Source organism: Rhodocaloribacter litoris, from assembly GCF_011682235.2.
Lineage (GTDB): Bacteria > Bacteroidota > Rhodothermia > Rhodothermales > ISCAR-4553 > Rhodocaloribacter > Rhodocaloribacter litoris.
On sequence record NZ_CP076718.1, the window covers coordinates 1011066 to 1026985 of the forward strand.

Consider the following 15920-nt stretch of genomic DNA (forward strand, 5'->3'; position numbering starts at 1 on the left):
CAGAGCCGTTCAATTCTCGAATATTTTCTCCATTCGATACGGCGTCAGCTCGACGGGCTGCCCGGAGGCCAGCGACTGCCGGGCCGCAAAGACGGCCTGCATCCCGTTGACCAGTTCGTCGAACGGGATCGGCGCGGCGCCCTGCGTGCGGAAGGCTGCGACCGTCTCGGCCAGTTGGCGGGCCTGGCCCTTGTCCTGGTTCATCGCCTTCTCCCGCTTCGTCGCACCGCCGCGGGTGATCTCCAGCCGCCGGAAGTCGTCGAGGACGGCCACCGTGCCGCCGCCGTAGACCTCCAGCCGCTCCTTCGGCGCGGCCTTGTCGCCCACGGTGCTGTAGGCCAGCGTCCCCACCGAGCCGCCGTCGAACGTGAGAGTGATGACCACGTTGTCGTGGTCGGCCAGGTCGGCGCGGTGGAGGGCCAGCGCCTGCGCGTAGACCCGCACGGGCCGCTCGCCGGAGAGGTACTGCATCAGGTCGATGAAGTGGCACATCTCCCCGACGAGCATCCCCCCGCCCTCGTCCGGCTCGTGGAGCCACGTGGAGGTAGGAATGGCCCCGCTGTTGACCCGGTAGATCATCTGCTTCGCCCCCGCCGGCAGGGCCTCCCGCATCGCCGCCACCATCGGCGCGAAGCGGCGGTTGAGGCCCACCATCAGCCCGACGGGCCGCTTCGCCAGCGCCGCCTCGTAGGCTGCCTTCACCGCCTCGAGCTGTTCCTCCGAGACCACCATCGGCTTCTCGACGAAGACGTGCTTGCCCGCTTCGAGCGCCCGCACGGTGAAGTCGGCGTGGGTGCTGTGGCGCGTGGCGATGAAGACCGCGTCCACATCCGGATCGTCAAGGACGGCCTGCAGGTCGGTGGTGCAGTACGCGAAGCCGAACTTGTCCGCCTTTTGCCTGGCATTGAGGCCGGTGGCCGTGACCAGCCCGGCGAGCGCAACCCGGTCATCCTTCTGCAGGTGCGGCAGCAGGTGGAGCGCCGCGTAGTTGCCGGCTCCCACGAACCCGACGCCGAGGCGATCCTTCGCCGTGTGCGCCGAGGCCGGCTTCACCCGCACCACGGGCACCTGCGGGCGGTCGACGTCGTACGTGAGCACGATCCCCACGTACGGCTCCTTCCCCTCGCTGATCAGTTCGTAAGCCTCCAGCGCCCGGTCGATGGGGAAGCGATGGGTGGTGAGGGGCTTCACGTCGAGGTAGCCGCGGACCATCAGGTCGAGGACGGCCTCCATGTTGCGCTGCTCGGTCCACCGGACGTAGTCGTACGGGTAGTCGATCCCGCCCTCCTCGTACGAGGGGTCGTACCGCCCCGGCCCGTACGACATCGAGATCTTGACCTCGAGTTCCTTCTTGTAGTAAACGTCGCGCGGGATGTTCATCCCGACCGCCCCGACCGCGATGACCTGCCCCTTCCGACGGGTGATCTCGCCGGCCAGCTCGATGGGGCCGTTGCTCTTCGTGGCCGCCGTGATGAGCGTGTAATCGGCACCCCGCCCCCGCGTGAACCGCTCAACGGCGGCCACCGGATCCTCCTGCGAGGACACGACCCCGGTGTCCATGCCCAGCTCGAGGCCGAGGGCCACCTTCTTCGGATCGAGGTCGAGGCCGAGGACGCGGCAGCCGCCTGCGCGCAGGAGCTGCACCGTGATCAGGCCGATGAGCCCCAGCCCCACGACCACCACGTTGTCCCCCAGTTCGGGGCGGGCCAGGCGCACCCCCTGCAGGGCGATGCTCGCCACGGTGGTGTACGACGCCTCCTCGAACGAGACGCCATCCGGGATGAGGGCCACCAGGTTCTTCGGCACCACGTTGATCTCGGCGTGGTTGGCGTACCCGGCCCCGGCGATGGCCACCCGGTCGCCCGCCTTGAAGCCCGTCACCTCGCGCCCCACCGCCTCCACGATACCGGCGGCGCTGTAGCCCAGCGGCATGGGCTTCTCCATCTTCGACATCACGTTGCGGAAGGTGTTCAGGAGGCCCTCCTTTTTCACCTTCTGCAGCACCTGCCGCACGAGGTCCGGCCGCGCCTGCGCCTTGCCGACCAGGCTCTTCTGCGCCAGGTCGATGAGCATCTTCTCCGTCCCGGCGCTGATGAGCGAAGCCGCCGTGCGCACCCGCACCCCGCCGGCCCAGTCCGCCGGAGGCGGCACCGTCTCCAGCCGCGTCTCTCCCGATTTTATGTTCTGAAGGATCTGGTACATGTAGTATTTTCTCTGTGATGGTATCCCCCCAGGGACGGCACGCCGGCGGAGCGAAAAGGACGGAATCCCATGATGCTTTTCAGTTACGGTCGGCAAACCGACACAATCGATCGGCCGCCTGCACCAGGTTCTCCAAGTCCGCCCCGCCGCCCCAAACACCCGAACCACCCTACCCCGGGATACCGCCGAAAGGTTTCCGTAACGTCTTCAATACAGACTTGTCCCTGATCTCGTTCGAGCGACCCAAACGGGCCTATCGAGATACTAGGTCAATGTCATCCACAACAAGCATCTTCATCAGTTTTCTGTGGCGATTCTATCCACAGAAACGTCCTTTTCTAATGATTTCAACCCAAGTTCCAGAGCAATATTCTGCTTTAACAACTCCTGGTACAGTCTGTCTGCAACCAGAGCATGACCTTTTGCATTCGGATGCCAATCCCACGGCGCAACGATGATGGAAGAAACCTCTTCTCCTTTATAAACTCCTTCCAATTTTATAGTGACGAACCCTGCTTCGTGTGCGAGCTTCTCCAAGTAAGCAGCTTCCTCTGCTTCACCGGGCATTGCCTCCGGCATGGGCAACAGAATCCATACCGGCCTTGCGCCATAAGCACGTGCTGCAGTTGCAAGTTGTCCATATCCCCACCGAATCACTTCCTCTCCATAGGGACGCAACCGGCGCTGGATCTCAACTTCAGTCATCTCTCCATGTACTCCGGCCTGCTCTATGATCTGCCGAAGTCCCGGATAGGGAATTGGAAAGTTGTGACGTATAATCGAGTTCAGCTTTGTGAGTGTCCGCTCAATCTCACCCGGATGTAACACATAGAAGATCGCATCAGGGCGAAAAGACGTGACTTTCTGGTCGTGTACATAGACGATTGGCACAAGACTGTACGCCGTCACCGAAAAATTGAGGACTTCATACCGTTCGTAAACCCCTCCGGCGTGTTCTCGGTTCAGTCGTTCTTCCAGTATAGCTTCGAACACCTCTTCGTCTGCAACACCGGATCCCATGGCATGGGATGCTCCCAGGACAGCAATCCGGTACGTTTGTGGCGGCTTCGCTTGCTCATAATCCTTGTCCCGCATCCCCCACCGATTGGTACGCAGACGAGCCCGGTTGAATATGACATCTGATAGCGGAACGAGCTCTTTCACTGCCATGTCATTGGTCTGACGAGTAAAAAGGGGCTCCAGAGCCATACCCCATTCTTTGGGTTTCCAAGCGACTTTCCAAAGGGTTGAGGTGTATTTGTCCGTATTGAGTAACCCCTCGTAATAGCCACGTTCCATCAACGCTTCGTCGCGCTGGTTAAGACGTTCTTCGCTGAGCGAGGCCATCAGGGGTGCAATCTGCCCCGGCAACCAGCCTTGTTGCCGCAACTGGCTCATGCCCAGCAATCCCAAGGTACCTGCAAACGTCAGAACCATAGCCCAGCGAGACGATGGCTGCCCTCCCGCCAGCGACAGGATCCATCCCCGGCTGCCGAGATACTGGATCAACACCCCCAAGAATACGATTCCCAAAAGCCCTCCTCCTAACAGTATCCAACTCTGCAGATCGCCACGTATCCCTACTTTCAAAAGTGTGACGAACTCCCGGACGCTCGTGCTGCTCCAAAGAGTCCATAGAACCATGATAAAGACAAACATGCCTACCACTTGCACGGTGTATTGCAGGGCTCCCCGGAACGACCAAGCCTTCGTGCCTAGGGTACGTTTTCGTCCTCGACGGGCCTCGCGCAAGGCATTGATCACCACCAGCAGGCCCAGAATGCCCCAGAACAGGCCGTCGGTGGCGGTCACGGGAAACGCTCCCCGGAGCCAGAACCACTGGTAGGAGTGCAGCAGCCACGTCCCGAAGAAAACCACTACGGTTGCCAGCCCGATGCCCCAGAACATCCCCAGACGCCGCACCCGCATGAAGACAGGATAGTAGACCATCTTCATCATGAAGTCTTTCCAGTAGATGTTGATCCGGCGCCAGTAATCGGTAAACGACGAGGCCAGAAAGTAGAGATGATGCGTCTCCGGCAGATTGAAACCGAACAGGCACAGAATACCGATGATCAGATGAAACTGCCCCGAGATGCGCAGGTAGAGCAGATAGGTCGTCAACATATACTGTATGACCCCCCCTAGATTCACGACCTCTGCCGGAGCAAGCACCAGATGATGATAGATAAATCTATAGAGTAAAAGATGGGTCACCCCTCTAAAAACCCATAAGATTCCCTTCTGATAGATGTCTTGAGCACTCTGATCATAGTAAGTACGGCGAAAAGTCTGGTAGTCTATCACGGGGAATAATAAAAAAAACAGGTTTGGAAGCATAAAGAAATAAGCAAGACGCTCCCAGAGGGTAGCCGGCTGTTTCTCATGTCGGAGTTCGTAGAGATAGATCGCCAGCCGGAACATGAACATGGCCCCCAGCACCGGCAGTACCAGTGTAGGAAGGGCCGTCCACCGGGTCTGAATCCACTCGGCCCGTATAGAGGCAAGCCCGACTCCCACGACCAACAAGAGTCCCACTCGAACATAGAACGGAACCGGTAGATGACATAGACCGATCAGCCCAACACCAAGACCAATCAGCATGATGCCATGTACAAAACCAAAGTTCAAGACAATGGCAACGAGGGTGAGCAGCAGAAAGAAAGGCAAACGATAGATGCGGGGAAGCCAAGCATGCACAAGAAACCCCAATAAGATAAGTGGGGCTATACGTAATAAACCAGATGCTTCCTCAATACGATACTGCTGCATTACCAGCAGCACCAAGGCAAGCTGCAAGCTCAGAAGAACAAATGAACTCCTCTTGAGGTCGCCACCGAAATAACGAACTGGGGTTGTCCCCCCGTCGACACCCAGACCAGACTGCATCTTATTGATCATGGATTATGAAATGGTTCTCTGTTTGACATAAGCGGAATATCCAGGTACGAAAAACCAGGCGCATGCAACACGATCAACGAGGATGATGCCTTACAAATGCTCCAAGCACCCAAATAGTGAGTCTTCGAACTGACTGCCTCAAGTCCCTCCCCGAGTCAATGAGCCAAGTTCACCTCAGTCCTGCTTCCATTTCCGGTCGAGAGTTGCAGGCCGAAGGTATTACCATGATCCAGTAGTTCCTGGTACAACCGACCAGCCACCAAGCGATGTCCCAGCGTGTTGGGATGCGTATCCCAGGGCGCCAGGTGAATTCGGTCGCGGTCATAGGTGTCGTACATTCCTTCCAAGCTCAAGGTAATAAAACCTTCCTCACGGGCCAGGCGGGACAAGTACGCAAACTCACCGCTGCGAGTTGACCGACCCGCCAGCGGCAAAAAAACCCATACCGGTGCCCACCCTCCGGTCGCCCGCCTTGAAGCCCGTCACCTCGCGCCCCACTGCCTCCACGATGCCAGTGGCGCTGTAGCCCAGCGGCATGGGCTTCTCCATCTTCGACATCACGTTGCGGAAGGTGTTCGGGAGGCCATCCTTCTTCACCTTCTGCAGCACCTGCCGTACGAGGTCCGGCCGCGCCTGCACCTTGCCGACCAGGCTCTTCTGCACCAGGTCGATGAGCATCTTCTCCGTCCCGGCGCTGATGAGCGAAGCCGCCGTGCGCACCCGCACCCCGCCGGCCCAGTCCGCCGGCGGCGGCACCGTCTCCAGCCGCGTCTCACCCGATTTTATGTTTTGGAGGATTTGTTGCATATCTATTTCTTTTCATGAAGCACACCGATTTCTCCACCCAGTCTCACCATCGTTTCGCCACACACGTCATCAATCAATTTTCTCACCTCATCTTCAGAATAAACATCAAGAATATCCAATACATATTTTCGTCTATTTTCATGGACATTCGTTTCACACAAAGAAACACCCTGCAATCCAACAAAATCCCACACAACAGCTAAGTTGCCCTTGAGAACACTTTCCAAGTCCAACACAAGCAATTTATTTTTAGGCACATTTTCCAAAACAAATTGATTATGACTAACCCAATATTCTAAATAGGGACGCAACCCATCAATGCCATTTTTCACATGGAATGCATCACAATGAAACTTCCTTTGATACCACTCACTCCACCAATTATCTCTTTTTGTAGAAACACTCTTGTTTATCATTGACCGCAACCATTTCATAGGATCTCTTGTAGTCAAAATGAACTTGGATTCTTCAAACAGATCAAGCAACACAGGAGTGAGAGGGTATAAATAATGAGAAGATTCCATCTCCAAAGATAGAAACCTATCCCTTCCTATAAGCATCTTTTCTATAGTCTTACGATCAAATCTACCTTCTTCAAAGTCAGTTACCAACTTCAAAGTAGGCCGGGTAAGAGGCTCATGTGCTGCTCTGCACACCCTTGCAAAAAGAGCAGCCAGACTTTTCGTGCCACTACGTGGTGCACCAACACAGTACACTTGAAAATTTCTTTTTTTGACAGGACAAAATTTTCCTATCCTAAAAACAAATTCCATTATTCTAGAACTGAAAAGCATTCTATTTTTTGCAATCATATTTTCTTCAAACATTATCTAATCTATCGCACTTGTCTCCAGCCAATATTTTTCTTATGCAAAGCCCATCCATACTCATCTTTCTCAAAATAGCTCCCTCTTTTCAGAGTATCCCACAGATGCAATATAACATGACCTAGCGTAGCATATCGACGCCCACTATAATAAACAGGATCGGCAATTTCCTCACTCATGTTAGCGGAGTTAAGATGCATTTTATTAGCTTTAGCCCATCTTGCCAATTGGAAATGACGGTATTGATCTTCACCAAATAAAACTGACGTGTCTATTCCACCACTTTCTGCCAACACTCTTTTTCGAACAAACTGATTTGAACCTGACCAGCAGCTATATTTACTTGTTCGCTTCAACTTCAGAGCAAGAATATGAATTAACCGATAGCTCCAATGTGCATGCTCAATGACGGCACCGGTAGACACCCCCACCGTACGCGGATGGGCTTCTAAAAAGCGATAGGCCGTTTGAAACACCGTTCCAGGCCTCAGCAGATCCTCTTCCCTCTTGATGGGCGGCACCACGCGAACATCTCCGTCTGACATCCAGATGTATTCGGTATCAGGATGTGAGGCCGCCAGCCCGGCTGCCCGGGCAAACGGTGTCCCTTGCTCTTTACACAGCACATATCGAGCCCCACAGGCCTGAATAACATCTCGCGTGCGATCGGTGGAGTTGTTATCTACAACGATAAGCTCTGCCAGTCCCGGCGGACAATCGAGCAGCGTATACGAGAGAAGTGTCGGAATGAGTTCACGCTCTTCGTTGTACGCAACCAGCGCAATCGAAACGCGCGGAGATTCACTCCGGCCAAATTTTTCTTCGATCCGCGTCCGGATAGGTGCGCAGAATTGCCACAGTTCATTGTCTGTCAACGCATCGAGTGGGAATCCTCGGCCCTTCATGCGCTGCCTGACACCTTCAATACTCAGAAAGTATCGAAGGTAATCTTCGTACTGCCAGGTTCTCCAGTTTCCAGGGTCCGGTCGTTTCATGACAAAACGCCATTTGCATCGAAGGAGTAACCAAAATAGCTCAGATCCGAAGCGTATACATCAGCTATGATCTGAGCCGTCTCGTCATCGTAATACGTCCGGTAGTCTTTGCGCCGGTGCGAGCTGTTCTGATGGGGAAGTTGTCGTTCAACACCGATACGCCTGCACACCTCGGCGAAGTCCGCCTCGAACCGTTCGAAGCGCCCTACATAGTCGACCAGTTGTTTCCCCTCCAGATCCATAATCCATTCCGTCTGAGGCGCAAAATGCAGGGGCTTGGATATGTATCTAGGATTCCGATCGACAAAAACCAGTCGCACCCACGAACGAAAGTCAATATTGTCCTCTTCGAGAAAATCCTGACCCGTCTTTTTCAAATAGGCATAGTGGGATACGGCTTTATCCCAGGGATTGCGCACGAAAGTGAACGTAAACTTTGCACTCCAGACATCGAACCCCACTTCTCTTCGCTTCTGCAAAGCCGTTTTGTGCTCATAGAGACACCCCAGAGCCGTCTCGATACTCCGTCCGCCGGTTTTGGGGATATGAATGAACAGGTAGTTCTGGAAATAGCGCTCTCGCAGTCGCCAGTACACCCTAGTCCCTTTGAGGACGACCTTTCGCAGTCTCGGGTAAGCTCGAAGATTCATGGGGTCTTTCAGGTATAGCCTAGCTGTCAGAGATCACGCGTCTCATGCTTCATTTCCAACTCATACCACTTCGCCTTGGCGTGAAAACGCTGCACGCCTTTGAGGGTGCAGTAGATCAGCCCGGGACGACCGTCGAGAAAACCGAGACGAAAGACATAGTGATAAAAAAACGTGAGCAGCGGAAAACCGGGAAGGCGCACCAGGCGAGCCTTCAGCCAGCGCCGGCGCTCGGCCTGGGTGCCGAAGAAGCGGGGCGGGACTTCCCCACCATGCCCTTCGAAATACACCCGCGCCTCCCACTCCGAGTACTCGTTGTGCTTCTCGATGTACCGGTAGAGCGAGTTCCAGTTCTCGTGCCGGATCGGATTGCGGAGCCGGCCTACCCGGCCGTCGACCACCACGTGCTCGTGCACCTCGATGTCGGCCATGTGGGGCGTCTGCTCGCCGTCGATGCGCCGCTCGTAGTGTCCCCTGCCTTTGCGAAAGAGGAACAGCTTCCAGAGGTCGAATCCGCCGTGGCGGAGCTGGCGGCCGAGGAAGTGGAGCTGGAAGCGAAGCCAGTAGCCGTCGTGGTCGTCGCGCCGGATGGCCTCGGCGATCTCGGCCTTGATGGGGTCGAGCAGGATCTCGTCGGCGTCCAGGATCAGAATCCAGTCGTTGCGGAAGTCAAACGTCTCCAGCGCCCACTGCCGCTTCTTGGGCCAGCCGCCGTTGTAATGGAACTGCAGGACCGTGGCGCCGTGTGCCTCGGCGATCTCGACCGTCCCGTCGGTGCTCTGCGAGTCGACCACCACCACCTCGTCCGCCCAGCCGTCGAGTGCGGCCAGGCAGCGCGGCAGGTTCTGCGCCTCGTTGCGGACGGCGATCAGTACGGAGACCGGCACGGTCCCCCGCCGTTCAACCCGATGCGTATGCGTTTCCGTCACCGGCTCGGTCGTGTTCATGCCACCACCTCCTGTGGTTTCCTCTCGGACGCCACCAGATCACGAAAACATGCCATCAATGTGTCCACGTACTGCTGCCAGGAGAACGCCTGCGCCCGCCGGAGCGCCGCCTGCCGCATCCGCTCGCGCACGGCCGGCTCACAGAGCACTTGCCCGATCCGATCGGCACAGGCGGCGGCGTCGAACACCGGGAAGTACACCCCCGCCGCCTCGCACACCTCCACGTTCACCGGCATGTCGGACGCCACCACGGGCAGGCCGGACGCCATCGCCTCCACGAGCGAATGTCCGAACGACTCCGTAAACGACGGAAACACGTACACGTCGGCCCGCGCATAGAGGCTGCGGAGCGCCTCGTAGGGCACGTAGCCCAGTTCGCACCAGTCCTCCCGCACCCCCAGAGCTTCGGCCCTTCGTACCAGCGCATCGTACTCGGCCTTGTCGGTCGTCTTCTCTCGTGAGGTCGTGGTCACCAATTTCACCCGGTGCCCGGCCGTCTTCAGGTGGGGCAGCGCCTCGACGAGCACCTCGAAGCTTTTGTGGACGGCATACGTCGACACGTTGAGGAGGACCGTATAGCCTTCCGCCCGCCAGCGGTCAAGGCGCTCGAACCGTGCGTCTTCCGCCCGCCGCGCCGCGAAGGCCTCGTGGTCGAACCCGTAGTGGATCACCTCCGTCCGCCGGCCGCGCAGGTCGATCCAGTCCCCCACCATCTCCTGCATCGCCCGCGTGGGGAAGAGCGTAACGTCGGCCGCCCGGATCGAGGCCAGGCTCAGCCAGCGCCGGACCGTATTGCGCCGCAGGCTCCGCCCCAGTTCGCGGTACATCTGCTGAAATTCCGGGCTGAAATAGGCTGCATTGCGTACGAGGAGCACCTGCGGGCACGGGCTCCGGAACGTCCCGAAGCCGGTGGAGGAGAACAGCACGTCCGCCTGCAGGCGACGCACCATCCGCGGGATCTCCACCTGGTCGAAGTAATTCCGCGCCAGTCCTCCGGTATCGGCATGGGGGTAATCGACCAGCGTCACGTTGGGAAACGGTCCGAACGTCTCCACCTTCGGGCGCGACGCCGCCGGCAAGACGACCGTGAACCGGTTCTCCGGCGCCCGGGCCGGCAACTGCCGCACCACGTTGATCAGGTAGGTGAGCGCCCCGCCCATGTTGGCCGAGGCCGCGTTGATCAGCACATGCATACCGGATGTCCGTTCCGTACCCACACGCGCCTGAACTCCAGCAAGCAAACGCTTGAGCCTGTCATAAAAACATGCCTGTTACGAGATGATACGAAATCGGCCCGTTCGAAGGCCTCCAGCACGCGCCCCTGCCGGTGATCTCCGGAAAAAGTCCTGAAAATCTCCACACAATTATCAGACACCGGATCGTGCAGGCGACGCTTCCAGGACCGGTCCGCCGGCCCGCTTCGTTTCGCGCCGGAACTCGCTCCCGTACGCCCTCATCGTGCCGGCCGTCACGTAGGCCAGGCTCAGGACGAGCCAGACAAACAGCCCGTTCCCCCCGATGGCGAACAGGATGGCTTCCCCCATGTTCACCAGCAGGGCCGCCGTGACCATCCAGGCCAGCGGAAGGGTTCCCCGGATAAAGACCGGCCACAGCAACGTGGCGAGAAACAAGACCAGCAGCATCGCACCGGCCACCCCGGTTTCCTCCAGCACGGCGGCCGGCTGAAACCCTTTTTCCACACTGGCGCTGACGGGTACCCCGAACGGTCCATACTCCACCCGGGCACCGGCCGGATCGGAAGGCACACCGAGTCCGATGCCCGTCACGGGCGCCCTGCGGAAGTTGTCCATGGAACGTTCGATCAGGGCACCCCGGGAATCCTCCAGGGCCGTCGTCACGTCCTGTGCGGCCTCGTCCTTGAGCAGAAACGTCACGATTCCTTCCGAGAGACGAGGACCGTAGACGTAGCCGAAGGCCGCCACGGCCAGCACGCCCAGCGCGATCACGGGCAGGTTGAAGGCACGCCGTATGTGCGGCAGCCAGGTGCGGGTTTTGAGCAGGCCGGCGATCACCACCAGCACCCCGGCCAGTACGAGCGCCAGCATGCCGGTACGCGACTGCGAGAAATAGATGCCGGCCCAGCCGGCGGCGACCGTCAACCAGAGCAAGGGCGACCGGAGCCGGTCGAAGAGCACCCGGCCGGTCACGTAGGCCGTCAGAATGGCCGTCATCGGCCCGTAGGTCTGCGGGTGGGTCAGGATCCCCTGAAAGCCGACGCCGTTGCGCGCGTAGGCATACTGGGGCAAAGCGTAGAGGGGCAAACTGCCCAGGATGGTAAAAACGGCCAGCGTGAGCAACCAGGCCTCCCAGTAACGGGCCAGGTGCCGGGTGCGGTACAGGGCCACGAGACCGGTCCCTACGCCGAGAAAGAAGGAGATCGCCTTGAAAACGGAAACGGTCGGCATCCAGCTGACGACCAGTCCCAGGAAGACCAGGGTGACCGTGAGCACCACCAGGGCTCCGAACGCCGGCGGCAGGGCCTCGTCGCTGAAAAGGCTGTCCCAGATCGTGCGCCCGGCGGCGGCGGCCAGTACCACCCAGCGCAACAGGGAGATGTCCACCGGCACCAGGGCCTTGTTGATCATGATGGCCAGCGCCAGGATGAACAACGCCTCGACCGTCTGCCGGGCTCCCCGCAAAGCATGCAGCGCTGCGCCAATCAAGACGATCTCACCACCGAACGGCATCACGGCCGCAAAGGCGGTCAGTCCCACGGCCCAGGCGAGCACATGCCACAACACCGGCGCCGTGCGCCACCGCTGGAGAAGACCAGGCTGCCCCTGCCCGTCCGTGTCTGGCTCAGGCCGGCCGGAATACGGCACGATCGTGCGTGTGGATGACGGAGAAAATTGTCTCATGCCGATACGTTCGTTCCCGGACACCCAGCCTTGTCAAACACCATACCAGTCACCATGTTCATCTGTACGCACCGCCCGTTCAGTCCACCCCTCCGTCGCTTTGGGACACCACCCAAGCCCTTCCCCCTGGCCGCGCCAGGCGGCCCTGCAGGGGGAAGTACCCCGAAGAGGGGATGGGGGTTCATGCCGACCCCACCTCAGAGGTGCGCAACGGACACGGGCAAGCTGCCGCCCCCAAGGGCGACGACGCCCTGCACGAACGTCTCCGCCCAGCGTCCCGGCGTGAACTGCTGCGAGAGCAGGTGGCTGGCCCGGCTCATGGCGAGGCGCTCCGCCGGGGTCATCCGGGTGAGACGCAGCATCAGAGCGGCCAGATGGTCGGCATCTTTCGGCTCGAAGAGAAAGCCGTTGTACCCGTCCTGGACCAGATGGACCGAGGCGCCCGAGGCCGTCGAGCAGAGGAGGGGCAGCCCGGCGGCGGCGGCTTCCTGCACGACCACGCCCCACGGCTCACGGCGGCTGGGCAGTACAAACGCGCCTGCCCCGGCAAAGATCTCCGGGAGCCGGTCCGGCTGGACGAACCCCAGGTCGGTCACCCCCTCCTCCCCTTCGAGAAGCGACGCCAGCTCGCCCGTGCCGGCACAGTACAGGGCCCACGGCTCGGGCGTCATGGCCCGGTAGCGGCGGTAGGCAGCCAACAGCGTGTCGAGCCCCTTGATGGGGATGTAGCGCCCGACGAACAGCAAGACCCGGGGCCGTGCCTGTCCCTCACGGTACACGGCGGCAAAGCGCGCATGGTCACAGGCGTAGATGCCGGTCCAGCACCGGGGCCCGGCATACCCCAGACGACGCGCCAGCTGGCGTTGCCGCTCGCCCGAGACCCACAGCACATCGATGGCGGGGTGCAGGTACCAGGGCGCTACCACGGACGCCATCCGCTGGCGCAGCGAGCCGGTCCATTGCGTATCACAGCCCGCAATCACCGGGATGCCATCCTTTCGCATCGCCCGGGCCACCGCCAGGTAGTCGCGGTCGAACCACCCGGCCATGAACAGCACATCCGGGCGGAAATCCCGGATCTTCTCCAGCATCTCCGCACGGGAAAGGGTGTGCCGGTCGTACAACCGGTCGATCCAGGCGAAGAGCGAGGGGTCGTAGGGTGCATCGGGGGCCGGCGCATGGCGAACGACCAGCAACGTCCCACCGGTTCGCGCCCGGAGCGCCTGCAAACACGCCGACATGTACCCCGAAAGCCGGGAGAAAAGGACGGCTACCCGCATCAACGAACCCCCACGGCTTGTCCCAGTAACTGCCGGTAGACCGAGAGCGTGATCTCCGCGTTCCGCTCCCAGCTGTAGTGCCGTTCATACGCTTCGAAGGCATGGGCATGGCCGGCGGCCAGCCGCTCGTTCATCCGCCGGATCCCCTCCACCAGGGCCTCCACCGTATCGCCGGGCGCCACGACGCCGATGTCGCACGTCTCGACCGTCTCACGCAGCACGGGCGCCGAGCTCACGAGGACGGGACGCCGGTAGTGCGCCGCCACATTGAGAACACCGCTCTGCGAGGTGAAGTCCTCCCGGTAGGGCAGGGCCACCCAGTCCGATGCCACGAACAGCTCACCCACCTCCTCTTCTTCGATGAACCGATCCAGGAACATGACCCGGCGTTCCAGGCCGAGTTGCCGGGCCCTTTTCCGATAAAAAGGCCCGTCCCGGTGCCGCGAGGAAGAAGCCCCCGCCACCAGCAGGTACAGGTGATCGCCCGCCCGTGCCATCGCTTCGAGGAAGCCGTCCAGGTTTTTCTCATCGCGGAGCTGGCCGAAGAACAGGGCCACGGGCCGGTCGGCGGGCAACCCCAGACCAGCCCGGATCTCCTCCCGTGCCCGTCTCACCGGCCGGTGAGGGTAGGGCCCGTGCGGCACCACATGGATCCGCTCCGGTGCGACCCCGGCGAAATCGATCAGCTCCCGTTCCTGGTAGCGGGAATGCACGAACAGGGCGTCCGCGCGGCGATAGAATGCCTGCAATTGCCGCTCCTCCCAGCCCCGGTGCAGGATCGGCTTCTGTCGCCGGATGTCGTGGGCCGAAAGCACCACCGGCACGCCGCTCTCATCGAGGGCACGGCGCCACAGGGGAAAGGTCAGGTGGTTGACGTTGGCCAGATGCAGCACATCGATCCCCTGTGCCCGCACGTAATCGATGGCCCGCCGCGGGTTGACGAACTGCCCGATCACAAAATTGGCCCGCCGCAGAACCGGTACCGGATGAGAGAGGGTCCACAACCCTTCCCATGCCCGGTACGAAGGATCCCGCTTCCACTCGAAGTCGGGGCTGCACAGCACCTCCACCTCGACCCCGGCGTGCCGGCCCAGCGCCCGCATCAACTCGTGCGTGTAGCGGCCGATCCCGCCGCTCGGGAAGAACACGTAGAAGCCAACCCGAAGGCGGGAAACCGCCGGGGGCTCAGACATGGACAGACCGTGTTGCAATGACTTTTCGATACGTCTCCTCCAGGACAGCCACATGTCGTTCGGGAAGAAAGCGCTCGCGAATCAGTTCGATGCCGCGCCGGCCGAACGCCACCAGGCGCGCCTCGTCGTCGAGCAGGTGCCGCACGGCCTCCGCAATAGCCCGGCCGTCTTTCGGCGGCACGCGGTAGCCCGTCTCGCCGTCGAGGCACCACTCGGCGGTACCGCCCAGGGCGGAGGCCACCACCGGCACGCCGCGGGCCAGCGCCTCCAGCCCCACGATGCCGAGCGTCTCGGGCCAGAGCGAGGGGAAGACGAAGACGGACGTCTCGTCGAGCAGCCGCTCCACCTCCTCGCGCGAGGCCCATCCCCGCAGCTCCAGCCGGTCCGCACACCCGTGCCGCGCGGCCAGGTTCCGCATGGCCTCTTCCCCGCCCTCACCCAGGTTGCCCACCATCACGCCGCGGACCTCCGGCGGCAGCAGCCCCAGCGCCTCGACGAAGTACTCCTGCCCCTTGTTCGGCGCGATGCGGCCCAGGAACGTGATCGTCGGCCGGGCCGGCACGGGCCGGGGCGCTTCGGACGGCGGCACCGGGCAGAAGTACGGCAGCACCGTGATCCGCTCCGGCGGGAACCCGGCCTGCACGTAGCGCTCCTTCGCCCCGTGGCTCGGCGCGATGACCCGGGCCAGACGCCCGCCGTGCCGGATGGCCCACGTCGCCCGCCGGTAGAACGCCAGCGCATAATGCGGGCGGGGCGTCAGGCAATGCTTGCGGAGCGTCGTCGTGAAGCAGCCCGGCCCGCAGGTGCGGAAGCACGTCTCGCGCGTGCGCTTGTAGAAAAACGTGTTCGCCGGGCAGACCCAGCGGTAGTCGTGCGTGGTCAGCACCGTGGGGCCGTAGTCCAGGCAGGCCGCCAGCACCCCCTCGTTCTGCACGTTGTGCACGTGGATGAGGTCCGGCCGCTCGCGGCGCAGCACGTCCGCCACCTCCGCCTGCGCCTGACGGGCCGCCCGCGCCTGCCGGATGGCCGGCACCCGCACCGACGCCGGCCACAGAGCCGGGTCGCCGTCGCCGTAGAGCACCCGGCAGGAGTGCCCCCGCGCCTCCAGCATGGGCATGAGGGCGAACAGATACGTCTCCACCCCGCCCTTCCGCGCCAGGTGCTCGTTGATGTGGAGAATGGTCACGGCGATGTACGATCCCTCAAGATGCGTTCGTCTTCCATACAGCAGTTCATAAGCCC

12 protein-coding genes are annotated in these 15920 nt (G+C 60.8%); all 12 read right to left on the reverse strand.

Annotation, left to right across the window (positions count from 1 at the left end; translation table 11 throughout):
• Window positions 1–9 precede the first annotated feature (9 nt).
• Window positions 10–2202: a bi-domain-containing oxidoreductase gene (locus GQ464_RS04245; protein ID WP_166979298.1), complete on the reverse strand. Its 2193-nt coding sequence runs from the start codon at window positions 2200–2202 to the stop codon at window positions 10–12.
• A gap of 297 nt (window positions 2203–2499) precedes the next feature.
• The gene (locus GQ464_RS04250) at window positions 2500–5103 is read right to left on the reverse strand and encodes an SGNH/GDSL hydrolase family protein (protein ID WP_166979295.1); all 2604 of its coding nucleotides are present in this window, start codon (window positions 5101–5103) and stop codon (window positions 2500–2502) included.
• Window positions 5104–5502: 399 nt separating this feature from the next.
• Window positions 5503–5910, reverse strand: a complete 408-nt coding sequence (locus GQ464_RS04255; RefSeq protein WP_166979292.1) for an alcohol dehydrogenase catalytic domain-containing protein — start codon at window positions 5908–5910, stop codon at window positions 5503–5505.
• Between the two features lie 2 nt (window positions 5911–5912).
• Window positions 5913–6737, reverse strand: a complete 825-nt coding sequence (locus GQ464_RS04260) for a sulfotransferase (protein WP_166979289.1) — start codon at window positions 6735–6737, stop codon at window positions 5913–5915.
• Window positions 6738–6745: 8 nt separating this feature from the next.
• The gene (locus GQ464_RS04265) at window positions 6746–7732 is read right to left on the reverse strand and encodes a glycosyltransferase family 2 protein (protein ID WP_166979286.1); all 987 of its coding nucleotides are present in this window, start codon (window positions 7730–7732) and stop codon (window positions 6746–6748) included.
• Entirely contained in the window at window positions 7729–8328 is a 600-nt protein-coding gene (locus tag GQ464_RS04270; protein ID WP_166979283.1) for a sulfotransferase family 2 domain-containing protein, read from the reverse strand. The genes GQ464_RS04265 and GQ464_RS04270 overlap by 4 nt, the downstream gene beginning before the upstream one ends.
• 80 nt (window positions 8329–8408) lie before the next feature.
• A complete protein-coding gene (locus tag GQ464_RS04275) occupies window positions 8409–9326 on the reverse strand; it encodes a glycosyltransferase family 2 protein (RefSeq protein ID WP_228350585.1) in 918 nt (305 codons plus the stop codon).
• The gene (locus GQ464_RS04280) at window positions 9323–10519 is read right to left on the reverse strand and encodes a glycosyltransferase family 4 protein (RefSeq protein WP_166979277.1); all 1197 of its coding nucleotides are present in this window, start codon (window positions 10517–10519) and stop codon (window positions 9323–9325) included. The genes GQ464_RS04275 and GQ464_RS04280 overlap by 4 nt, the downstream gene beginning before the upstream one ends.
• 174 nt (window positions 10520–10693) lie before the next feature.
• Entirely contained in the window at window positions 10694–12169 is a 1476-nt protein-coding gene (locus GQ464_RS04285; protein WP_228350586.1) for an O-antigen ligase family protein, read from the reverse strand.
• Window positions 12170–12402: 233 nt separating this feature from the next.
• Window positions 12403–13401, reverse strand: coding sequence for a glycosyltransferase family 4 protein (locus GQ464_RS04290; protein ID WP_228350587.1), 999 nt, complete (start codon window positions 13399–13401; stop codon window positions 12403–12405).
• 83 nt (window positions 13402–13484) lie between these two features.
• Window positions 13485–14678, reverse strand: coding sequence for a glycosyltransferase family 4 protein (locus GQ464_RS04295; RefSeq protein ID WP_166979268.1), 1194 nt, complete (start codon window positions 14676–14678; stop codon window positions 13485–13487).
• Window positions 14671–15864, reverse strand: a complete 1194-nt coding sequence (locus GQ464_RS04300) for a glycosyltransferase family 4 protein (protein WP_166979265.1) — start codon at window positions 15862–15864, stop codon at window positions 14671–14673. Before GQ464_RS04300 ends, GQ464_RS04295 begins: the two co-directional genes overlap by 8 nt.
• Window positions 15865–15920: the final 56 nt, after the last annotated feature.